Here is a 20,789-nt window from a genome sequence, read left to right on the forward strand (position 1 = left end):
TGTGACGTGTGGTAACTCCACCTTACCGATGAGCCCGGTGGCCACCGAGTTCGAAATCGCATGGGGTTGGGCATGCCCAACCCCATGCGATCACCTCAATCTACACCGGAAATTACACCACGAGCGCGGACGCTAACGCCGATTGCCGCAAGGTCGTCATGCGACAAGCTGATTTGCGGAGGCCCAAACGGGCATTCTCCCCTATCCATATGCACTCCTCCAAAACGGTGATCGTATGATAACGGGCGGAGTGCCGCCCGTCGGTTCATTATTTCCGACCGCTCCTGCGTCCAGTTTTAGGCTTAGCTCATCAAGCCAGGGATGGCGACGATTGGTCGCTTACAGACAGTCCGAATCTGTCCATGCGCCCAAGTAGGTTGATCCCGGCCCACCATATTCGGGGGGAATATTAGGGGTGTTTGTGGCCGGGATCGTCCGCCGCCTAGCGGAGCGAGCGATAGGGTAATCAGCATCAACACGAGCATGGTCAAGCGTGCGCATCTGATCGCCATCAGAATGTCCGATAAATAAGCGTTATGTGACCCTTTCGAGCCGTCTTGGCTCACCTATGCCCGCACACAAATCGGCGTCCGCGAAATCGTCGGCCCCAAGCATTCGCCCACGATCATGTCGTGGATCAAAGCGCTTGGTCCGAAAATTCTCGGCATCGCCGTCGATTCCGATGAAACCGCCTGGTGCGGCACCTTCGCCGCGCACGTCGTTTCGCACGCTGGTTTCCAGCCGCCGAAAATCGCCGTCCGGGCATCGTCGTGGGACGGTTTCGGCGAGCCGGTCGAAAAGGCCTATCTCGGCACCATCGTCCGGTTCCAGCGTCCTGGAGGCGGTCACGTCGGCATTTTGACCGGGGTCTCCGCTGACGGTCGGCTGTTCCGCGTGTTGGGTGGAAATCAGGGCAACGCAGTCAACGAGACCTGGATCGAACGCGGCCGATGCGTCGCTATGCGATGGCCGAAAGGGGCCGCGAAGCCGATTGCGCTGGCGCCAGTGCTGGATTCAGCGGGCGCGAAGGTTTCGACGAATGAAGCCTAACGCCCCGCGCTACCGGTCGAAATTCGAAGCCCGTTGCGCCGCGCTCGTTCCTGCCGAATTCACCCATGAAGCGATCAAGCTGCCGTATCGGATCGATCATACTTATCTGCCTGACTTCGTGGATGTTGAAGGTCGGCGGATAATAGAGGCCAAGGGTCGTTTTCTCGCAGAAGACCGAAGGAAGGTTCTCGCCGTCCGCGACCAGAACCCTGGTTGGACGATCGAGATGTGGTTTCAGAACCCCCGGCTCAAGATCAGCCCTGGCAGTTCGACCACATATGCGGCTTGGTGCGACCGCAATGGGATCGCCTGGCGCCAAGGTCCGGCCTGACGCGAGTGTTAGAGCAGGCTGTAAAGGCCTGCGGCCGACGATCCGATCATAATGGCGGCCAGGAAGATCGCCTGGACTTTGAGGACTAGCGACGATCGATCGCGATCATATTGGTGATGATTCAAACGTTCGCCTTCAAAAAAAATACCCCGCCGACTTTGGCGGGGCATAGTCAAGCCAGAGAGGAGACCGACAAACGCTTTCTGCTCGCGTCTGTTCCGCGCCTATCGCATCAAGCCCAGCATGGCGGCTGCCGCATATGCGCAAAGCACTGCCAGCGCGAGGATTGTATCGGCGATCGATCGCGTTCGGTTAGTGGCATCGGTGTCGGGGCGGCGCAACGAGTGTATCTCCAACATGGGCGGGTCGGGACGAAACGACCGTTTTCGTCGATGGTTGCGCGCTAGATGATCAGAATGACGACCGCGCTGATAGCCGCGACCAGGATCGTCGCAGCCAGGACGAACGCCTCGATATCCGACTGATCGTCGCCGCTTCGACTTTGGTCGCCATCGTCGTAATGATCGTCCATCCGTTCTCTCCCTGCGTCGAAGCGATAGCATCGATCCGTGCAGCGGTCGCCATTGAAATGGTCGAGAGGGATCAATGCGCTGGGGCGGATCGGTGCTGATCGCCTCGACGAACATCATCCCGCCCAGGGCGACGGCTTCAATGGTCAGGACGGATGGCGGTCACGTTTCATCAGGCATCAGCCTTCGGATGATCATTTCATCCATGACCGCCTGCTGCTCGTAGGAGAGGTTCTCTCGGTCGGTGACCGCAGTCCAGGCCTTCATCAGTTCGTCGTCTGACATATCGGCCGCAACCGCAGCGGCCTTCAGGTGGTCTTCCATCCGCGCCTCCGATCATTACGCAGGCGGCAAATAAAATCGATCGGGCAAGATTTTTCAACCGCCTCCAGTTTGCGCTGGGTTAGAAAATCTCGCTGATGGCCTCGCGGAAATCGTTCACCGACCGCAGCAGATCGGGCTGATGAAGGTCCGGAAAGACCCTAGCGTCATCGTCCAACTGATCGTCCTTCGACCGGCGCAGATTCATCGACTTCAGTATCCTCCGTGCGACCCTTTCCAAGACCGCACCAGGCGAAGGATCGGGCGTGGGATACATGGGCAGCGGCCGGTCCAGGCCAAGGTCGGCGCGGTCCTCCGGATGGACGGTCGCGATCAGCAGGGGGAAGCCCATGGGATCGACGACGTAGGACAGATGGTCCAACGGCTCTGGCGGGCTGTCGAACAAGTTCATGATGTCGTGTCGGAGGGTGGGGGCGGGTGATTCGTCATTGTCGCGCATGACGTATTTATCGATCGACGGGTGATTCGGTTTCCCCTGGAGTTTCCCCCGGCGCCCTGTCATTTCCCATCGACCTAGATCGACATCGCGAAATTGGAAAAGTTTCCCCCAGAGTTTCCCCCGGCAAATCTGGTCACGTCCGCACGTCCCCGAGGGGAATGATAAAACCTAACAATTTCAGGGGGTTGAATGGTGCCGACTGAGGGGATCGAACCCCCGACCTTCGGTTTACAAAACCGCTGCACTACCGCTGTGCTAAGCCGGCGCACCCGACGGGTCGGACGCCCTTACTATCAGATCACGCCGAACGTCCAGCCCTCTGTGCGCGCAATTTCGTCGGTCAGAGGCAAAGGTGTCCAAAGCGCCGGATTTTCCGCCCTTTCGCGCATCCAGGCCGCGGTCAGCAAGGCATCGGCTTGATGGTCGGCGGCGAGCGGACCGGCGTAAGGGGGCGTTGCGAACATGGTCAGCGCGTTATTGAGGGCGGCGAGATCGCGCATCTTGGTCCGGCCCTTCGGACGGCCAGCGGCGCGTGCAGCGATGCTGGTATAGATTTCGACGACCAGCGATCCGCTGGCAGGCAGCGGATCGAACGGCCAGACCGGCACATGTCGCCGGACGTGATGGAGCAGGCGCATGCCGGCAAAGCTGGCCTTGGCCACCTGCGCGGCGCCGATCGCGTCATAGATGGTCGAGGGCTTGCCGCCGCCCCCGGCATTATAATGGGCTTCGCAGGCGCGGTTGTGCAAAAAGTCGGCCTTCATCCCGTCGGCCTTGCCGAAATAGAAATGGCGACGATGGGTGGTTTCCAGCAGGCTGGCGGCGCCCAGATCGGGATCGGCGCAGACCGCATCGACATAGGCCCAGAAAGCGGGCCCGTTCGTGGGCGTCGGATCGCCGGGCAGATAGGCGCCGCGCGCCACGAAGGGCGGGGCGAAGCTGAAGTCGAAGCCGAACAGGGTCGGTGCCTCGCACGCCGTTGCGATCAGCCAGTCAGCGACCGCCTGGCGCGACCAGATGCCGTCGGGTGCCTCGACCAGTTCTGGCGCATCCTGACCGATGCCACAGGTGGCGACCGCTATCCCCTTGTGCCGCGCGCCCTTGGCGCCCGACCAGTCGATCGCCGCGAAGCGCGCGAACCGGGATGTCACGCCGCGCCGCGTTCGGCGCGCAGCTTGTTCCAATAGGCAATGCGCTCGGCAATCCGCGCCTCGAACCCGCGTTCGGTCGGCGTATAGAAGGTTTGCGGGCTCATCTCCTCCGGCCAGTAATTGGCGCCGGAAAAGCCGCCCTCGGCATCATGGTCATATTGGTAATTCTTGCCATAGCCGACCTGCTTCATCAGCTTGGTGGGTGCATTGACGATGTTCATCGGCGGCATCAGGGACCCGGTTTCGCGCGCGGTGCGGAAGGCCGTCTTCATCGCCATATAGCCGGCGTTCGACTTGGGCGCGGTGGCGCAATAGATGCAGGCCTGAACGATCGCCAGTTCGCCCTCCGGCGAACCGAGAAATTCATAGGCGTCCTTGGCGGCGAGGCACTGCACCACTGCCTGCGGGTCGGCCAGGCCGATATCTTCGGTGGCGAAGCGGACGAGCCGGCGCAGCACATAGAGCGGTTCCTCGCCCGCGGTCAGCATGCGGGCGAGATAATAGAGCGCCGCCTGCGGGTCGGAGCCGCGCAGTGATTTATGGAGGGCGGAGATGAGGTTGTAATGCCCCTCGCGATCCTTGTCATAGACCGCGACGCGGCGGTGAAGCAGGGCGGATAGGCCCGCCGGGTCGAGCGGGGCGGGGATATCGATCGAATAGAGCGTTTCGACCTGATTGAGCAGGAAGCGGCCGTCGCCGTCCGCGCTGGCCAGCAGCGCTTCGCGCGCGGCCATATCCAGCGGCAACGGGCGGCCGATCAGCGCTTCGGCCCGGTCCAGCAATTGTTCGAGCGCCGCGGCGTCGAGCCGGCGCAGGATCAGCACCTGCGCGCGGGACAGGAGCGCAGCGTTCAGTTCGAAGCTCGGATTTTCCGTGGTCGCGCCGACCAGCGTGACCGTGCCATCCTCGACAAAGGGCAGGAAACTATCCTGCTGGGCGCGGTTAAAGCGATGGATTTCGTCCACGAAGAGCAGGGTCTTTTCGCCACGCCGGCCATGGTCCTTTGCGGCGGCAAACACCTTCTTGAGGTCGGCGACACCGGAAAAGACGGCCGAGATAGGCTCGAATCGCATGCCGACGGCATCGGCGAGCAGCCGCGATATCGTGGTCTTGCCGGTGCCGGGCGGACCCCAGAAGAGGATCGAGGACAGGCGGCCGGCCGCCACCATCCGGCCGATCGCGCCGTCCGGGCCGGTCAGATGCTCCTGACCGACGACATCGGCCAGCACGGCCGGACGCAACCGATCGGCCAGCGGGGCGTGGTCGATGCCGGCGGGAAGGACATCGTCGGAAGAGAAAAGATCAGCCATCGGCCCCGATATAGGTCGGCCGGGCCGATCAGGGAACAGGGCTGGAACGGATCTTGGCGCCTTGGGTGCGCTGGCGGATGATCCGCAAATAGGTATCGACCAGCGCCTGGTTGACCCGGTCCCAACCGAAATGTTCGGCCTGCGCCTCAGCGGCGGCGCCTGCGCTGGCGCGGGCGGCGGCGTCGGTGCAATAGATTTGCAGGGCATCGGCGAACTTGCCGATCGCGCCGGGGCGAATCAGCCGGCCGGTAACGCCTTCCTGCACCAGATTTTCGCTGCCGGTGGCACGGGCCGCGACGGTGGGCAGGCGGCAGGCCATCGCCTCCAGCGTGACATTGCCGAAGGTTTCGGTGACCGACGGATTGAACAGCATGTCCATGCTGGCGACCGCGCGGCCAAGGTCGGCCCCGCCCTGAAAGCCGGTGAAGACCGCGTCGGGCAGGCGGTTCTGGAACCATTCGCGAGCCGGCCCTTCGCCGACCACCAGCACCTTGTGCGGCACCTTGCGTGCGGTCAGCTGGTCGATCGTGTCGGAAAAGACGTCCAGCCCCTTCTCCATCACCTGGCGGCCGATGAAGCCGATCACCGGCACATCGTCGGCAAAGCCGAGCGACCGGCGCCAGTCGAGATCGCGGCGCTGAGGGGTGAATATCTCGCGATCGATGCCACGGGTCCAGATGCCGACATCATAGCTCATCCGCTGCTCGCGCAGCAACTGGGCCATGGATTCCGACGGGGCGACGATGGCGTCGCAGCGGCGGTAGAAGCGGCGGAGAATGCCCTCGATCGCCGGCTCCAGGAAGGCGAGGCCATAATAGCGCGGATAGGTTTCGAACCGGGTGTGGACCGAAGCAACGGCGGGCAGGTCATGATCGCGCGCCCAGGTCAGTGCCCGATGGCCGAGCGGATCGGGGCTCGAAAGATGGATCATGTTGGGCGCGAACGCCTTTAGGTCCCGGCGCAGCGCGCGCGACAGGCGGGTAGGGATGCGATATTCCGGGCGGCCGGGCACGGGAATGGACGGCGCGCTGACCAGGTCGCCGGTCGGCGGGAAGGCGGGTGTATCGGTGGTCGGGGCATAGACGCGCACCTGCGCACCCTGACGCAGCAGATAGCCGACGAAGCGATTGAGCGCCTGGTTCGCGCCATCGCGCACATAATTATAATTGCCGCTGAACAGCGCGACACGAAGTCCGGTAACATCCATCGCGGCCCCTTAGACCAGACCGGCGAAAAACCCAAGGAACCAGAGCGGGTCTCGGGAATTTTGCTGAGGCTGACCGGGAAAGCCGGCCGGCATGATTGCCCCCGAAGGAGAGGATGTCTGCTGATGGCCGAGAGATTCCGTAAGGGAACACGGGTCAGGTGGAATTGGGGGCAGGGTGTCGGCCGGGGACGGATCGCCGAGCGGTTCGAGCGGCATGTGGAGCGGATGATCGCCGGCTCCCTGATCCGTCGCAACGGGTCGACCCGCGATCCCGCCTATCTGGTTCAGACCGACAAGGGCGACCTGGTGCTCAAGCTGGGATCGGAACTGAGCCCCGCCTGATCTTAGGGGGGCGGACGGGGCAAGCTGGCCGCAACTGGCCATCGTCATCGCGCTGCAACCATGGCATGGAGCGGCATGACCCAGCCTTTCATGACCATCGATGCGCTGCTGATCGGCATGCCCCGGCCCTTTCGTGATGACGAGCATAGTGCCATTGGCAAGCTGCCGGTCGCTGGCCCGATCCGCATCAACTGGCTGGGGTTCGCGGGCGACGGGGTGGCCGATACCGTTCATCATGGCGGCTGGGACAAGGCGATCCATCTCTATCCGCAGGACCATTATGGCTGGTGGCGCGATCGCAAGCCCGATCATCCACTGCTCGACGCGCCCGGCGCCTTTGGCGAGAATATCGCAAGCCGCGGCATGACCGAAAGCGACATCTGCCTGGGCGACCGGTTCAGTCTGGGCAGCGCGGTGGTGGAGGTGAGCCATGGCCGCCAGCCCTGCTGGAAGCTCGACCATCGTTTCGGTGCCCGCGACGTGATGGCGACGATCGTCAAGACTGCGCGCTGCGGCATCTATTTCCGAGTGATCCGCGAAGGTGAGGCGGAGGCCGGCACACAGATGACATTGCTGGAGCGGCCCTTGCCTGACTGGAGCATCGATCGGGTGTTTCGCCTGCTGATCGGTGGCGGCCACAAGGCTGATCCCGATGCGGTGCGCGCGCTGGCCGACATGCCGCAACTGGCCGACGCCTGGCGCGAACGGGCGCGTAAGTTGGCGGCGTGACGGCTGAGGTCGCCTAGCGCTCCACCGCCATGCGGACGGCGAGGCCGCCCAGCACCGTGCCCACCAGCCAGCGCTGGATCGTCAGCCAGTGCGGCCGGGTGCCGAGGAAACCGGCGATCGATCCGGCGAGGCAGGCGATGATCGCGTTGACCGACAGGCTGATCGCGATCTGGGTCGCGCCCAGGATCAGCGATTGGCCAAGCACATGGCCGCGCGCCGGATCGACGAACTGGGGCAGCAGCGAGAGATAGATCATCGCTACCTTGGGATTGAGCAGATTGGTCAGCAGCCCCATGGCGAACAGCTTGCGCGGGCCATCGAGCGGCAATTGCTTCACCTGGAAGGGCGAGCGGCCGCCGGGCCGCACCGCATTCCAGGCGAGCCACAGCAGATAGAGCGCGCCGCCCAGGCGCAGCGCGTCATAGGCGAAGGGCACCGCCATCAGCAGCGCGGTGATGCCGAAGGCGGCAGCGACCATGTAGAAGAGGAAGCCGCAGGCGACGCCGAGCAGCGAGATCATGCCGGCGGCGCGCCCCTGGCTGATCGAGCGCGAGATCAGATAGATCATGTTCGGCCCCGGCGTCAGCACCATGCCGAGCGATATGAGGGCGAAGGCGGCAAGATGCGCGGCGCTGGGCATGGCTGGGTTCCCCGGATGAGCGTTTGGCCTCGCCTAGGGGGGAATGATCCGCGCCAACAGGTCCGGGGGACAGCAATTGGCCACCCCGGAGGTGGTGGCCCTATGCTGGGCGGGTGCGCCACATGGCGATCGGGCACATGGTCAGGACGGGTTCGCCCTTCTGGTTGTAGAGCGTCACCTTGTTGCGGACGATGCCCATTTCCGGGCGGCTCTGCGAAATCTTCTTGTCGATCACCTCGTTGGTGCCGCGCAGCGTGTCGCCGGGGCGGACCGGGCGCAGCCAGCGCAATTCGTCGACGCCCATCGCGCCCAGGCTGGCCGCCTGGCGTCCGGGTTGCTTCTGCATTTCGGCCACGAACATCTTCATGAACAGGGCGGTGGTGTGCCAGCCGCTGGCCGAGAGGGTGCGGAAATGGGTGGTGGCTGCTGCCTCGTCGGACAGATGGAAGGGCTGGGGATCGAACTCCGCGGCAAAAGCGATCGTTTCCTCGCGCGACAGGGTCAGCGGCCCGAACGCGAAGCTGTCGCCTATCTCGATATCCTCGAAATAGAGAATGTCGTCCATATCATCCGTCTCCTCGAAGCGATTTCGAGGCAGATGGCACATCTGCCGGCTCGGAAATCGCGCCATCATTCTTCAACGGATAAAGAGGTAGGTGAGCTTTCCGTTTACGTCAACTGTCAGCTGATGCTCAACCCTGGCGTGCCGCGCGGCACGGTCATGGTCGCGCGGGCGCGGATCTGGCCGCCCGGCGCCGATACCTGATCCATCACCATCGCCCGCGTCGTCCAGGCGTCCGGCGTCACCTCGCAGGTCAGATAGCCGCGCTGGTCGTTGATGAATTTGAGCTGCGGGTTGTTCTTCAGGATGATGTCGCTGCCGGGCCGCTGGTCCGATCCGTCGCCGCCCGAGGAGATGGAGGTCGACACGAACTCGACCGCGACCGGCTTGGCGCCGTCATCCAGCAGGCCGGCAAAATTCTGATGCTCGTCGCCGGTCAGGACCACGACATTGTCCAGCCCCTTCATGCGGCCGAGCAGCCGCTGGCGCTGCACCTTGTAGCCGGCCCAGGTGTCCATATTGTAGATCGGCTCCGCCGCGTCCGCGCTGTTGCGACGATCGAGCGCCATCATCATCACCTGCTGCGCCAGGCAGTTCCATTTGGCGTCGCGGCGGGCAAGGTTGCGAGCCAGCCAGCCTTCCTCCTCGGCGGAAATGACCTGTGCCTGGGTGGCGGCCATTTCGGTGCAGGCCGGCTTGAAATTGTCGCCACAGGGCTGATCGGTGCGGAAGGTGCGGGTATCGAGGAAGTCGATCGACAAGAGATCACCGAAGCGCGCCTGGCGATACATGGTGCCGATCATCTCGCTGCGCGGCGCCATCGCCGCGCGGACCGGCATATATTCATACCAGGCCTGCATGCCGGCGGCGCGACGCATGCGGAAGGCATCGGCCGGCGCGCCCCTGGCGTCGATGTCGCCGACCCAGTTGTTGGCGACCTCATGGTCGTCGAAGGTCGGGAACCATGTATGACGGCAACGCGCCGCCTGCAGGTCATAATCACTCAGATATTGGGCGTAGCGCAGCCGATAGTCGGCAAGGTCGTAGCAATCCTGGCCGATATGGTCGCGCACCTGCGGTCCGGGCAGGCCGTCCTTGTCATAGTCCGGGCCGCGCTGGCTATATTCATAGATGAAGTCGCCATAATGATAGACGAAGGCGAGATCGTCCTCCCGCGCCAGATGGCGGAAGGCGGTGAACAGGCCGTCCTGATAATTCTGGCAGCCGGCGACGCCGAATTTGAGCAGCTTGGGACTCGCCGACGCCAGCGGCAGGGTGCGGGCGCGGCCACGAGTCGATTGGTCATTGCCGAGCGCAAAGCGATACCAATAGGGCCGATCGGGCTGAAGGCCGGTCACCTCGACATGGACGCTGTGGCCCAGTTCTGGCCGGGCGATCGCTTCGCCACCGGCCACGATGGTCCTGAAGCGATCATCCGCCGCGACCTCCCATTTTACCGGGATCGGCGTCATCGGCATGCCGCCATGCGGCTCGAACGGACGCGGTGCCAGCTTGGTCCAGATCACGAAGCCGTCTGGCGCCGGATCGCCCGATGTCACGCCCAGCGCGAAGGGATAGCCGGCGAACCAGCTCTGGGCGTGCAGGATGGCGGGCGCGCCGGCGATCGGGGCGATGGCGGCGGCGGAGAGGAGCGATCGGCGCGTGAACATGACGCGCCGCCTAGAGCCGCTTTATGACAAATGCATGTCGCCCGATCAGGGCTTGACCAGCCCCTGCAGCACCGCCGGGTTGCCATCGCTCGCCACCGGCGTCACGCCCAGCAGGCGGGCGAGCAGCGGATAGACGTCGACATTGGTGAAATCGGCCGAGGGACGGAAGCCGCTGACGAAGGCCGGGCCATTGGCGATGAATAGCGCCTGCATTTCGGGCGCCCGATCGTCCCAGCCATGGTCGCCGCCGGTGACCGGCTTGGTCGGCGTCGTGTTCTGGAACACCCAGCCGGTTTCGGCCAGGCAGAAATAGGGCGGGATGCGGCGATGGGTGCCATAGTGGAAGCGCGCCGGGATGTCGCTCTTGCGCCAGCACTGCATATGGTCGCGCGGCTTGAACAGCGCGGCCTCCAGCGCCTTTTCGCGGCCGGGATTGGCGACCAGGCTGGCATAGGGGCCGGCCTCGACGACGCGATAGTCGGCCGGGTCGGCGATCTTGTCGATCGGCAGCACCCGGTCATTCGCCTTGGCCGCCATGCCATGGTCGGAGACGATGACGATATTGGCGGGCTGGCCCAGCGCCTTCAGGCCGCTGATCAGTTCGCCGATATGGGCGTCGACGTCCGCCACCGCCCGCGTCGTTTCCGGCGCGGCCGGGCCATTGATATGGCCGGCGGTGTCGACTTCATCGAAATAGAGGGTGACGAAGCGCGGACGGATGTCGGCCGGGCGGCGCAACACGTCCAGCACGCCATTGACGCGCTGGGTCGGGCTGATCGCTTCGTTGAACTGCGCCCAGTCGCTCGGGCGCGATCCGCCGCTGATCCTGTAGGGCCACTCGGCGGCCTTGTTGCCGCCCCAGGCGACGTTGGAGCCGGGCCAGAACATGGTCGCGGTGCGCACGCCCTGCTTTTCGGCGGTGATCCAGATCGGCTCGGCCTCGTTCCACCAGTATGGATCGTCGCTCGCCATGGTGAACTTGTCCTTGGGCCGGCTGGCATCTTCCATATTATTGGCGACGATGCCGCTGCGGTCCGGCCGGTCGCCGGTCACGATCGCCCAATGATTGGGAAAGGTCTTGGTCGGGAAGGACGGGCGCATCGATGCTTCGGTGCCGCCGGCCGCCAGCGCGTTGAGGTTGGGCGAGACGCCGCGGGTCAGATAATCGGGGCGGAAGCCGTCGATCGACACCAGGATCGTCACCGGCGCGCGCTGTTCGGCCGGGGCGGCAGCGACGCTGGCGGGATGCTGCTGCACCGGGGCGCAGGCGCCGAGCAAGGTGGAAACGGACAGGGCAAGTGCGAGCGACAGGCGACGGGCGGACATCATGGCCTCATGGCAAAAAGGAAGATTTGACCGCTGCTTAGCAGTCCAACCATGTCGGTAAAGTGACGAATGGTTCATGTCGGATCGACATAGGGTGCCAGCGCGCTCCAGGCCTGTCGTTTGGCATCGCGTGAAAGGCTGGCATAGGCGCCGCTGGAGGAAGGGAGGTCAATCATCACCAGATCGGACCTTTCGCCCAATTGGCGACGGCCATGCTGGGCGGCGGTCTTGCCGTTGAAGGCGATCGCGCGGAGATTGGGCAGGCGGGACAGGAAGGCGCTGAGGTCGCGTAGTTCCGCGCCCCGGATGCTGCTGTCCAGGCTGCCGTCGCGGTCCGCGCTTTCGATCACATCCCACAGGCCGACGCCCCGTGCGCGCAGCCGCTTGAGCTTCATCGCATAGGGTGCGCTGCGTAGATCCTCGCTTAGTATATCGCTGACGAGCGCCCAGAAGGCATTGCCGCGATGGGCGTAATATTCGCCCTGTTTGATGGAGGCGTCGCCGGGCAGGCTGCCCAGGATCAGCAGCCGCGTTCCCGCGTCCACGCTGGGCGGGAAGGCGGCCTTGCGCTGCGCAGGCCGCTGGCCGATGCGCAGCGCCATCGGATCAGACGTTGAAGCGGAACAGCATGATGTCGCCGTCCTGCGTCACATAATCCTTGCCTTCCGAGCGCCACTTGCCCGCTTCCTTGGCACCGGCTTCGCCGTTGAACTGGACATAATCGGCATAGGCCATGGTCTCGGCGCGGATGAAGCCCTTTTCGAAGTCCGAGTGGATCGCGCCGGCGGCCTGCGGGGCCTTGCTGCCCTTGGCCACGGTCCAAGCACGGGCTTCCTTGGGGCCGACGGTGAAGAAGGTGATGAGGCCAAGCAGTTCATAGCCGGCACGGATGATGCGGGCGAGACCGGCTTCGGTCAGGCCTAGCGCTTCGAGATATTCGCCGCGTTCCTCGACCGGCATGGTGATGAGTTCGGCCTCGATCGCCGCTGACACGATGACTGCGCTGGCATTTTCGGCCGCCGCCTTCTCGAACACGCGGGCGGAAAATGCGTTGCCCTCGGCCGCGGCACCTTCCTCGACATTGCAGACGTAGAGGACGGGCTTGGCGGTCAGCAGTTGCGCCTGGGCGAACAGGCGGGCTTCTTCCTCGTCGCGCGGCTGGGTCAGGCGGGCGGGCTTGCCGTCGCGCAGCAGTTCCAGCGTCTGGCCCAGCACGGATGCGGCGGCCTTGGCCTCCTTGTCGCCCTGCGCGCCCTTCTTGAGCAGGTTGGGAACCCGCTTTTCCAGGCTTTCGAGGTCGGCGAGCATCAGTTCGGTTTCCACCGTCTCGGCGTCGGCGATCGGATCGACCTTGCCCTCGACATGGGTGATGTCGTCATCCTCGAAACAGCGCAGGACGTGGACGATGGCGTCGGTCTCACGGATGTTCGCCAGGAACTGGTTGCCCAGCCCTTCGCCCTTCGATGCGCCGCGCACCAGGCCGGCAATGTCGACGAAGGCGAGTTGCGTCTCGATGATCTTGGCGCTGCCGCCGATCCTGGCGATGGTCTGCAACCGGTCGTCGGGCACGGCGACGCGGCCCTCATTGGGCTCGATCGTGCAGAAGGGATAATTCGCCGCCTGCGCTGCCTGCGTCTCGGTCAGCGCATTGAACAGGGTGGACTTGCCCACATTGGGAAGCCCGACGATACCGCAACGAAAACCCATTATCGAAACCTTTGAAGACGCAGATTGATGCTCTGCCCGCTAGCGCCTTCCCGCCTGCAAGGCCAGCATTTCCACGATGCGGGGGCGGAAAACAGTGGATGCGGCTGCTGTTTCGGGCATTCCTCCGGGGTGGCCCTTATTGTGGGGAACCAGCCTTTTCCTAATATGGCTGAAAAATAAGCGGGTCGCGCTGGCAATCGGGAGACGATTATGACCATCGCGACAAGGCTTGATGCGGCTCTTGGCAAGAATATCAACAAGATATGCGAAAATAAATTTCACGATCCGGCAGCGAATCACTGTGCGCATTTTGTCTCGCACATATGTGATCTGACATTTTCCTTTAACTGCAAACAGTTCGCCGGCGGAAACAAGCCTGGCGCCAATGTTCGTGTGCATGAAGTGTTCGCCCAATGCCCGCGCGTGGGGCGCTGGGTCGATGCCGATCTCGCCAAGACCCAGCTGATTTTCGTGACGCTGGCTAGCAATGTCGACCTTACCCGCAAAGAGATGGTCAACATTCCGCAAAAGCATATCGGCGTCTATCATGGCGGGAAGGTCTATCATTACAGCAACACCGCCGATCAGGTGACATCGGAATCGCCCGAGAGCTTCCTTGCCAAGTTCCAGGAACTTTATGCCGGCAATCAGGGGCTATTCTATGGCTGGATACCGGGCGAAAATCTGCTGCTCGACGTGCAGGCCGAGCCGCAATCGGTCAGCGCCGACAAGAAGTTCGAACTGCCCGATCCCGTCGATGGCCGCTGGAAGGCGCGACTGGTCGGCGAACCTGATTTCTTCCTGGTGGGGAAGGAGGTCAATGACGCTGCCCGCAAATATCACGGCATCTTCATGCCGGGCGCCAGCTATTGGGGCGAGATTTATCGGGCGGAGGAGTATCGCCCCAGCTTGCGGACCTGGGCGACGCTGCTGGAAGTGACGGGGGCCTGCGAGAGCGAAAATCACTTTAATCTGGTCAACACCTATGATCGGACGAAATTCACCTTCGGCTTCTATCAGCTGGCTGCGCATACGCCGCAGGACAATCTGATCCTGATGTTCCACCGGCTGGCCCAATTGCCGGATTTCAAGGGCTATTTTCCCGAGCTGGAACTGCGGGGCGGGCGGTTGTTTCGGGTCGATTCCGATGGCGGGGCGACGGATCTGGAGCAGGAATTCACCGCCAGCAATGGCGAACGGCAGATCATGTTGTTCATGAACTATCTAAACCCCCAGCGGGTGCCGATCGACCGCCAGGAAGTCTTGCAGGCGGCGCGGCTGATCCACTGGACGCAGCATGATCCGGCTGCCCGGCTGGCCCAGGTGCGGACTGCCGCCGATATTCTGCAGCGCAAGATGGCCGCGCGCTACGCCCGGAAACTGCCGCTGGATGGCAAGTCCGACATCATCTGCGCGATCGTGGCGGATATTTTCCATCAGGGGCGCTCGACCTTTGCCGCCGTCAAGCCGCTGCTCAGCAGCGCCAATCCGGTCGAGGCGCTGCTGAAGGTCAATGATGCCGCCTGGAGCGGGCGTAACAATCGGCTGCGCGCGGCAATCAAGGTCGCCAAGGACCAGGGGCGGCTGGGGCAGAAACATTATTCCGCCGCCACCAACGAATTTGTCTGACCCGGAGGATCAGTGGCGGAAGAACAGCGTCACCGATGCGACATGGTTGACGCGCTGGCGGCTGCCGCCCTGGTCGATCAGCTGGTTGAGATAGCCGACTTCCATGGTCGACGCGCCCGGCAGGCCGATTTCGACGCCGGCGAAGCTGCGGAGTTGGTCGAAGCCCTTGCGGGCGCCCCAGTCGGTGTCGTTGAGAGCAAGGAAGACCTCGCCATAGGCGAGCGCATTGACCGCGTCGCTGCCGGGTTTGAGCGCATGTTCCACCCGCAGCATCTCGCGCAGGCGCCAGCCCATGTCGCTGCCGTTCGAGCGCCAGCGCTGTTCCAGCCGGGTGCGCGAGGAAATCTCGGCATCCTTTGGCCGCGCCAGTGTCCAGCTCAGTTGCTGGAAACTGCGTTCCTCATTGACGTCCGTGCCGCCCTCGATCGGGACGACGACATGGGCGTAGCCCTGGTAAAGGGTGATGTCGCGCGACAATTTGACGCCCAATGCGCCGCGGAACAGGGCCTGGTCTATGCGCGACACGCCGTCGCCGAGGCGCGGCTGCATTTCGGCGAAATAGACCAGCTCGTCCTTGATCGACCCCATCGCCGTCAGATTGACCCAAAGCTGCTCGTCCTCGCTCGACGCGGCCTGGGCGGGCAGGGCGAGGGCTGCAAGGGACAGGGCGACAGCAAGCGACGGGAAACGCATGAAACCTCTGGCGGTGGAAAGCGACATTCCCACCGCCTTTAGGTTGCTGTCATTGCTGGCCCGTTGCTGCGGGGTAAGCGATGGTGAACCGGCTCAGGTGATGACGCTGGGCTGGTCCATGCCGGTATAGCCGGCGATGTCGGCCAGTTCCTGCGCCGCCGCCGCCAGCGGCGCCAGCGCATCGCCGGTGGCCAGTGCCAGATCGCCGTGCGGCCCGACATAGCGTTCGATATAGACGCGCAGGGTGGCCCCCTCGGTGCCGGTGCCCGACAGGCGGAACACTACGCGCGATCCATCCTCGAACAATATGCGTACGCCCTGGTTCCGGCTCACCGACTGGTCGGTCGGGTCGGTATAGGCGAAATCGTCCGCTGCCTTCACCGTGCCGCCGCTGTTGTCGGTGCCGGGCAGGCTGGCGAGCGTGTCGCGCAGGGCGGTCATCAGCGCGTCGGCCTTGTCCTTGGCGATCGCTTCATAGTCGTGGCGAGCATAATAGTTGCGGCCATAGGTTGCCCAATGATCGGCCATGATGTCGGCTACGCTCTGCTGGCGCGCGGCCAGGATGTTGAGCCACAGCAGCACTGCCCAGATGCCGTCCTTCTCGCGCACATGGTCGGACCCAGTGCCGGCGCTTTCCTCGCCGCAGATCGTCGCCATGCCGGCGTCGAGCAGGTTGCCGAAGAATTTCCAGCCGGTCGGTGTCTCATAGAGCGGAATGCCCAGCTTCTGCGCCACCCGGTCGGCCGCGCCGCTGGTCGGCATGGACCGGGCAATGCCCTTGAGGCCACCGGCATAGCCGGGCGCCAGATGGGCATTGGCGGCCAGCACCGCGAGCGAGTCCGAAGGCGTCACATAACAATGGCGGCCGATGATCAGGTTGCGATCGCCGTCGCCGTCCGACGCCGCCCCGAAGTCGGGCGCATCGGCGGCCATCATCCGGTCATAGAGCGCCTTGGCATGGACCAGATTGGGGTCGGGATGGTGATGGCCGAAATCGGGCAGGGGGGTGCCGTTCATCACCGTGCCGGCCGGTGCGCCCAGGCGCTTTTCGAAAATCTCGGTCGCATAGGGGCCGGTCACCGCGCTCATCGAGTCGAAGGCGAGGGTGAAGCCACCGGCGATCATCGCCTTGATCGCGGGGAAATCGAACAGGCTTTCCATCAGCGCGGCATAGCCGGCAACCGGATCGACCACTTCGACGGTCATGGTGCCGAGCAGGCTGGTGCCGAGCGTGTCGATGTCGACGGCGGCGGCGTCGAGAATGCGATAGCTGTCGATGGTCAGGGTCCGTGCGTGGATCGCGTCGGTCACCTTCTCCGGGGCTGGCCCGCCGTTCGACACATTATATTTGATGCCGAAATCCTCGTCCGGCCCGCCGGGATTATGGCTGGCCGACAGCACCAGTCCGCCAAAGGCGCCGGACGAGCGGATCAGGTGCGACGCGGCCGGGGTGGACAAGATACCGCCCTGGCCAACCAACACCCGGCCAAAGCCATTGGCCGCCGCCATCCTGAGCGCGATCTGGATGACTTCGCGGTTGAGATAGCGGCCATCGCCGCCGATCACCAGGGTCTGGCCGGCAAAGCCGTCCAGGCTGTCGAACACCGACTGGATGAAATTTTCCGCATAATGGGGCTGCTGGAAGACCCGGACCTTCTTGCGCAGGCCCGATGTGCCGGGCTTCTGGTCGTCGAAAGGCGTGGTCGCGACGGTCTGGATCACCTCTGTCCCCTGCTTTGCCTAATAAGTCGTTACGCCTCTATGGCTTGTTCATGCTGCACTGCGCAATGCGCTTTGTCGCGCCGAAGGTGCGGGCGACCGTGATCGGATGCGATTACTGCGCAAGAGACGGGTTGGCCAAGGCCGTCATGCGGGTTATCACCCATGGCAACTATTCAGAAAATCGGCATTTTCAGTGACAGTATCGTGACCTTTGTAGGAGGTTCCATGTCTCGTCTGCCCGCTTTCCTGTCCGGTCTTGCGCTGCTGACGGCGCAACTGGCTTCGGTATCGGCCGATGCCTGCACGCGCCTGGTCTATCATGGTGCCAATGACGATGTGATCACCGCCCGGTCGATGGATTGGAAGGTCGATGTCGGTACCAACCTCTGGATCTTACCGCGCGGCATCGCGCGCAGTGGGGAGGCCGGTCCCAATTCGGTCAAATGGACGTCGCGCTATGGCAGCGTGATCGCCACCGGCTACGACATTTCCACCACCGACGGCATGAACGAGGCGGGGCTGACCGCCAATCTCCTGTGGCTGGTCGAGTCCGAATATCCCCATTATGACGGCAAGCAGCCGGGCATGAGTATCGCCATCTGGACCCAATATGTGCTCGACAATTTCGCCACGGTGAAGGCGGCGGTCGACGCACTGGGCAAGGAAAGCTTCGTCGTCGTCACCGACAATATTCCGGGTGAAGAACGGCTCGGCACGCTCCACCTCGCAATCTCGGACGCGTCGGGCGACAGCGCCATCTTCGAATATATCAAGGGCAAGCTGGTGATCCATCACGGCCCGCAATATCCGGTGATGACCAATTCGCCGATCTTCGACGAGCAACTGGCACTCAACGCCTATTGGAAGGATATTGGCGGCACAACCATGTTGCCGGGCACCAACCGCTCGGCCGATCGTTTTGCCCGCGCCTCCTTCTATGTGAATGCCATTCCCAAGAGCGAGGATCCGGTGACGGCGCTGGCCAGCGTGTTCAGCGTGATCCGCAATGTCTCGGTGCCGCTCGGCATCTCGACCCCCGACCAGCCCAATATCTCCTCGACCCGCTGGCGCACGGTCGCGGACCACAGGCGCAAGCTCTATTTCTTCGAATCCGCGATGACGCCCAACAGCTTCTGGGTCGACCTCAAGACGATCGACTTTGCGCCTTCTGCCAAGGTGAGGAAGCTCGATCTTGGCCCGAACCAGACCAAAACCTATTCGGGCGAGGTCGGCGGCCAGTTCAAGGATGCGCCGGCCTTCAAATTTCTGGGACTGTCCTGATCGGCTGGGGGCGCTGCCATGCGATATCTTCCTCTATGCTGCCTGCTCGCCAATGTCGTTGTCTATGCCGGACCGGCCTTGGCGCAGGAGGTGCCGGCGCACCTGTCCGATGACACGCCCGATCAGGGCTGGCATCTCACCGTCTCGCCCTATGTCTGGGCGGCGTCGCTGCACGGTAATGCGGAACTGGCGGGGTTCCGCACCAGGGTCGACATGCCCTTCTCGGAGATATTCGATCATCTCGACTTCGTCACCATGGGCGAAATCGTCCTGAGCAATGGCAAGGTCGGCGCCTATGTCGACGGCCAATATGTGAAGACCAGCCAGGACGCATCCGTCTATCATCAGCAGGTGGGACTGGGCATCAGGAAGACCCATGTGTCGGGCGGCCTCTTCTATAATGTCATCGACCATCGCATGGCGGAGCGGACCGTCCATGGGGTTCGGCGCCGCTTCACCTTCGCGCCGGTCGTCGGTTTGCGCTGGTCGAAACTGTCGGCCGATGTCGCGGCGCTGGGCTTGACGGCCAATCGCAAGGCCGACTGGACGGAGGTGTTGGCCGGCATCCGCACGGCGGGCGATATCGACCGTCACTGGGTGATCGACGCGCGCCTGAATGCCGGCGGTTTTAGCGATCGGAAATCCAGCATGGATGGCGAGGGAACGATTGGCTACCGGCTGCGCCTCGCCGGCCTGCCACTGACCGTGCGCGCGGGCTATCGCTTCGTCCATCAGCAATATCGGATGCGCGACTTTACCGGCCAGCAATTTCGCTGGAACGTGTCGCAGGAAGGGCCGCTACTGGGCCTCTCGGCGCGCTTCTGATCGGCCTTCAGTCGGCCAGCCGCAGCGCCACTTCGTTCATGAAGCGGGCGTCGTCATTCTTGGCCAGCCATTCCGCCTCGGCGCCGATCGCGCCCAGCATGTCGGCGAGCGCGTCCATCTCGCTCTTGTGGTAATTGCCCAGCACATAGCCATGGACCTTGTCCTTGTGGCCTGGATGGCCGATGCCCAGGCGCACGCGGCGGAAATCATTGCCGATATGGGCGTCGGTCGACCGCAGGCCGTTATGGCCGGCATTGCCGCCGCCGCGCTTCACCTTGACCTTCATCGGCGCAAGGTCGAGCTCGTCATGGAAGACGGTCACGTCCTGCGGCGTCAGTTTGTAGAAGCGCATGGCCTCGCCGATCGCGCGGCCGCTTTCGTTCATGAAGGTGGCGGGCTTGAGCAGGATGATCTTCTCCGGGCCGATCCGCCCTTCCTGCACCCAGCCCTGGAACTGCTTCCTGGGCGGCGAGAAGCGATACATGTCGGCGATCAGGTCCACGGCCATGAAGCCGACATTGTGCCGGTGCATCGCATATTGCTGCCCCGGATTGCCGAGGCCGGCCCAGATCTGCATCGTCTATCCCGCATAAAATGAAAATCCCGCCCGCCGGTTAGGCGGACGGGATCGGAATTTCCAGCCTGCAAGCAAGCTGTAAGGCGATTACTCGCCTTCGCCCTCGGCGGCTTCGCCTTCGGCGCTCTTCAGAGCCGAGGGAGCGACGATGGTGGCGATGGTGAAGTCGCGGTCTTCGATCGCAGCCTTCGCGCCCTTGGGCAGGGTCACGGCGCTGATGTGGATCGAATCGCCGACTTCGAAGCCCTTGAGGTCGACGACGACGTCATCGGGGATCTCGGCGGCATCGACGACCAGTTCGACGTCGTGACGGACGACGTTCAGCACGCCACCCTTCTTGAGGCCGGGCGAGGCGTCTTCATTCTCGAAGCGCACCGGGACAGCGACGGTCACGGTGGCATGTTCCGAAACGCGCAGGAAGTCGGCGTGCAGCGGACGATCGGTCACGGGGTGGAAGGCCACATCCTTGGCGAGGGTGCGGACGGTCTTGCCGCCGACTTCGACCATGATGACCGAATTGAAGAAGTGGCCGGTGCCGAGCTGCTTGTTGAGGAGCTTTTCCTCGACGTGGATCGACAGGGGTTCTTCGTTCATACCATAGATGACGGCGGGTACGCGGCCCTCACGGCGGAGGGCGCGGGAGGCTCCCTTGCCTGCCCGATCGCGTGCCTCGGCCGACAGCGTAAGCTGCTCGCTCATTGCGTGTCTCCAAAAGCAAATTTGATA

At 63.5% G+C, this 20,789-nt stretch carries 24 protein-coding genes, 1 tRNA gene and 1 pseudogene; 8 read left to right on the plus strand and 18 right to left on the minus strand.

Features of this window, described 5'->3' with window-relative positions; translation table 11 throughout:
- Positions 1-567: 567 nt before the first annotated feature.
- Both AC13EK_RS15130 and AC13EK_RS15135 read left to right on the plus strand, forming a co-directional pair.
- Positions 568-1,050: pseudogene (locus tag AC13EK_RS15130) on the plus strand (TIGR02594 family protein); the annotation flags it as partial.
- The gene (locus AC13EK_RS15135; RefSeq protein WP_069336934.1) at positions 1,040-1,381 is read left to right on the plus strand and encodes a PDDEXK family nuclease; all 342 of its coding nucleotides are present in this window, start codon (positions 1,040-1,042) and stop codon (positions 1,379-1,381) included. The pseudogene AC13EK_RS15130 and the gene AC13EK_RS15135, both read left to right, overlap by 11 nt.
- A gap of 403 nt (positions 1,382-1,784) precedes the next feature.
- Here AC13EK_RS15135 and AC13EK_RS15140 read toward each other — a convergent pair whose 3' ends face one another.
- The 7 genes from AC13EK_RS15140 to AC13EK_RS15170 all read right to left on the minus strand — a co-directional run bounded on the left by AC13EK_RS15140 (position 1,785) and on the right by AC13EK_RS15170 (position 6,360).
- Positions 1,785-1,913 carry a hypothetical protein gene (locus AC13EK_RS15140; RefSeq protein ID WP_268801837.1) on the minus strand — a complete coding sequence of 43 codons (129 nt, stop codon included), beginning with the start codon at positions 1,911-1,913 and terminating at the stop codon, positions 1,785-1,787.
- Between the two features lie 160 nt (positions 1,914-2,073).
- On the minus strand, positions 2,074-2,235 hold the full coding sequence (locus tag AC13EK_RS15145) for a hypothetical protein (protein WP_017502130.1): 162 nt from the start codon (positions 2,233-2,235) through the stop codon (positions 2,074-2,076).
- A 79-nt stretch (positions 2,236-2,314) separates the two neighbouring features.
- The gene (locus tag AC13EK_RS15150; RefSeq protein ID WP_069336935.1) at positions 2,315-2,692 is read right to left on the minus strand and encodes a hypothetical protein; all 378 of its coding nucleotides are present in this window, start codon (positions 2,690-2,692) and stop codon (positions 2,315-2,317) included.
- 190 nt (positions 2,693-2,882) lie between these two features.
- Positions 2,883-2,957: transfer RNA gene (locus tag AC13EK_RS15155), tRNA-Thr, on the minus strand.
- A 28-nt stretch (positions 2,958-2,985) separates the two neighbouring features.
- Positions 2,986-3,843: a hypothetical protein gene (locus AC13EK_RS15160; RefSeq protein WP_069336936.1), complete on the minus strand. Its 858-nt coding sequence runs from the start codon at positions 3,841-3,843 to the stop codon at positions 2,986-2,988.
- A complete protein-coding gene (locus AC13EK_RS15165) occupies positions 3,840-5,153 on the minus strand; it encodes a replication-associated recombination protein A (protein ID WP_017499524.1) in 1,314 nt (437 codons plus the stop codon). The genes AC13EK_RS15160 and AC13EK_RS15165 overlap by 4 nt, the downstream gene beginning before the upstream one ends.
- Positions 5,154-5,181: 28 nt before the next feature.
- The gene (locus tag AC13EK_RS15170; RefSeq protein ID WP_069336937.1) at positions 5,182-6,360 is read right to left on the minus strand and encodes a glycosyltransferase family 4 protein; all 1,179 of its coding nucleotides are present in this window, start codon (positions 6,358-6,360) and stop codon (positions 5,182-5,184) included.
- A gap of 123 nt (positions 6,361-6,483) precedes the next feature.
- On the opposite strand from AC13EK_RS15170, the gene AC13EK_RS15175 reads away from it, so the two are divergent.
- Both AC13EK_RS15175 and AC13EK_RS15180 read left to right on the plus strand, forming a co-directional pair.
- Positions 6,484-6,702, plus strand: coding sequence for a hypervirulence associated TUDOR domain-containing protein (locus tag AC13EK_RS15175; RefSeq protein WP_081331681.1), 219 nt, complete (start codon positions 6,484-6,486; stop codon positions 6,700-6,702).
- A 75-nt stretch (positions 6,703-6,777) separates the two neighbouring features.
- Complete coding sequence (locus AC13EK_RS15180) at positions 6,778-7,431, plus strand: MOSC domain-containing protein (RefSeq protein ID WP_069337021.1); 654 nt, start codon at positions 6,778-6,780, stop codon at positions 7,429-7,431.
- Between the two features lie 13 nt (positions 7,432-7,444).
- Here AC13EK_RS15180 and AC13EK_RS15185 read toward each other — a convergent pair whose 3' ends face one another.
- The 7 genes from AC13EK_RS15185 to AC13EK_RS15215 all read right to left on the minus strand — a co-directional run bounded on the left by AC13EK_RS15185 (position 7,445) and on the right by AC13EK_RS15215 (position 13,735).
- A complete protein-coding gene (locus AC13EK_RS15185; protein WP_069336938.1) occupies positions 7,445-8,071 on the minus strand; it encodes a LysE family translocator in 627 nt (208 codons plus the stop codon).
- A gap of 100 nt (positions 8,072-8,171) precedes the next feature.
- Positions 8,172-8,636 (minus strand): MaoC family dehydratase, encoded by a 465-nt coding sequence (locus tag AC13EK_RS15190; RefSeq protein ID WP_069337022.1) that lies wholly within the window; start codon positions 8,634-8,636, stop codon positions 8,172-8,174.
- Positions 8,637-8,752: 116 nt separating this feature from the next.
- The gene (locus tag AC13EK_RS15195; RefSeq protein ID WP_069336939.1) at positions 8,753-10,303 is read right to left on the minus strand and encodes an alkaline phosphatase D family protein; all 1,551 of its coding nucleotides are present in this window, start codon (positions 10,301-10,303) and stop codon (positions 8,753-8,755) included.
- Positions 10,304-10,348: 45 nt separating this feature from the next.
- Positions 10,349-11,629 (minus strand): alkaline phosphatase family protein, encoded by a 1,281-nt coding sequence (locus AC13EK_RS15200; RefSeq protein WP_069337023.1) that lies wholly within the window; start codon positions 11,627-11,629, stop codon positions 10,349-10,351.
- Positions 11,630-11,703: 74 nt separating this feature from the next.
- A complete protein-coding gene (locus AC13EK_RS15205; RefSeq protein ID WP_069336940.1) occupies positions 11,704-12,231 on the minus strand; it encodes a DNA-deoxyinosine glycosylase in 528 nt (175 codons plus the stop codon).
- Between the two features lie 4 nt (positions 12,232-12,235).
- Entirely contained in the window at positions 12,236-13,336 is a 1,101-nt protein-coding gene (gene ychF / locus AC13EK_RS15210) for a redox-regulated ATPase YchF (protein WP_004207317.1), read from the minus strand.
- 39 nt (positions 13,337-13,375) lie between these two features.
- Complete coding sequence (locus tag AC13EK_RS15215) at positions 13,376-13,735, minus strand: hypothetical protein (protein WP_234792275.1); 360 nt, start codon at positions 13,733-13,735, stop codon at positions 13,376-13,378.
- Here AC13EK_RS15215 and AC13EK_RS15220 point away from each other — a divergent pair.
- Positions 13,730-14,965: a hypothetical protein gene (locus AC13EK_RS15220; protein ID WP_234792281.1), complete on the plus strand. Its 1,236-nt coding sequence runs from the start codon at positions 13,730-13,732 to the stop codon at positions 14,963-14,965. The genes AC13EK_RS15215 and AC13EK_RS15220 overlap by 6 nt on opposite strands.
- A 9-nt stretch (positions 14,966-14,974) precedes the next feature.
- On the opposite strand, the gene AC13EK_RS15225 is transcribed toward AC13EK_RS15220, so the two are convergent.
- The gene (locus AC13EK_RS15225) at positions 14,975-15,685 is read right to left on the minus strand and encodes a DUF2490 domain-containing protein (protein ID WP_069336942.1); all 711 of its coding nucleotides are present in this window, start codon (positions 15,683-15,685) and stop codon (positions 14,975-14,977) included.
- A gap of 66 nt (positions 15,686-15,751) precedes the next feature.
- Positions 15,752-17,380, minus strand: coding sequence for an alpha-D-glucose phosphate-specific phosphoglucomutase (locus tag AC13EK_RS15230; protein WP_069336943.1), 1,629 nt, complete (start codon positions 17,378-17,380; stop codon positions 15,752-15,754).
- Between the two features lie 50 nt (positions 17,381-17,430).
- Here AC13EK_RS15230 and AC13EK_RS15235 point away from each other — a divergent pair, with 50 nt between their 5' ends.
- From AC13EK_RS15235 to AC13EK_RS15245, 3 genes are read left to right on the plus strand one after another with little or no spacing between them, the layout of a single operon-like run.
- Positions 17,431-17,577, plus strand: a complete 147-nt coding sequence (locus tag AC13EK_RS15235) for a hypothetical protein (RefSeq protein WP_483022264.1) — start codon at positions 17,431-17,433, stop codon at positions 17,575-17,577.
- Between the two features lie 28 nt (positions 17,578-17,605).
- Positions 17,606-18,661 carry a linear amide C-N hydrolase gene (locus AC13EK_RS15240; protein WP_069336944.1) on the plus strand — a complete coding sequence of 352 codons (1,056 nt, stop codon included), beginning with the start codon at positions 17,606-17,608 and terminating at the stop codon, positions 18,659-18,661.
- An 18-nt stretch (positions 18,662-18,679) separates the two neighbouring features.
- Positions 18,680-19,486, plus strand: coding sequence for a porin family protein (locus AC13EK_RS15245; protein ID WP_069336945.1), 807 nt, complete (start codon positions 18,680-18,682; stop codon positions 19,484-19,486).
- Positions 19,487-19,493: 7 nt separating this feature from the next.
- On the opposite strand, the gene pth is transcribed toward AC13EK_RS15245, so the two are convergent.
- Entirely contained in the window at positions 19,494-20,063 is a 570-nt protein-coding gene (gene pth, locus AC13EK_RS15250) for an aminoacyl-tRNA hydrolase (protein ID WP_010337842.1), read from the minus strand.
- 87 nt (positions 20,064-20,150) lie between these two features.
- On the minus strand, positions 20,151-20,762 hold the full coding sequence (locus tag AC13EK_RS15255; RefSeq protein WP_004207310.1) for a 50S ribosomal protein L25/general stress protein Ctc: 612 nt from the start codon (positions 20,760-20,762) through the stop codon (positions 20,151-20,153).
- Positions 20,763-20,789 lie beyond the last annotated feature (27 nt).

Source organism: Sphingobium sp. L-44 (assembly GCF_056859495.1).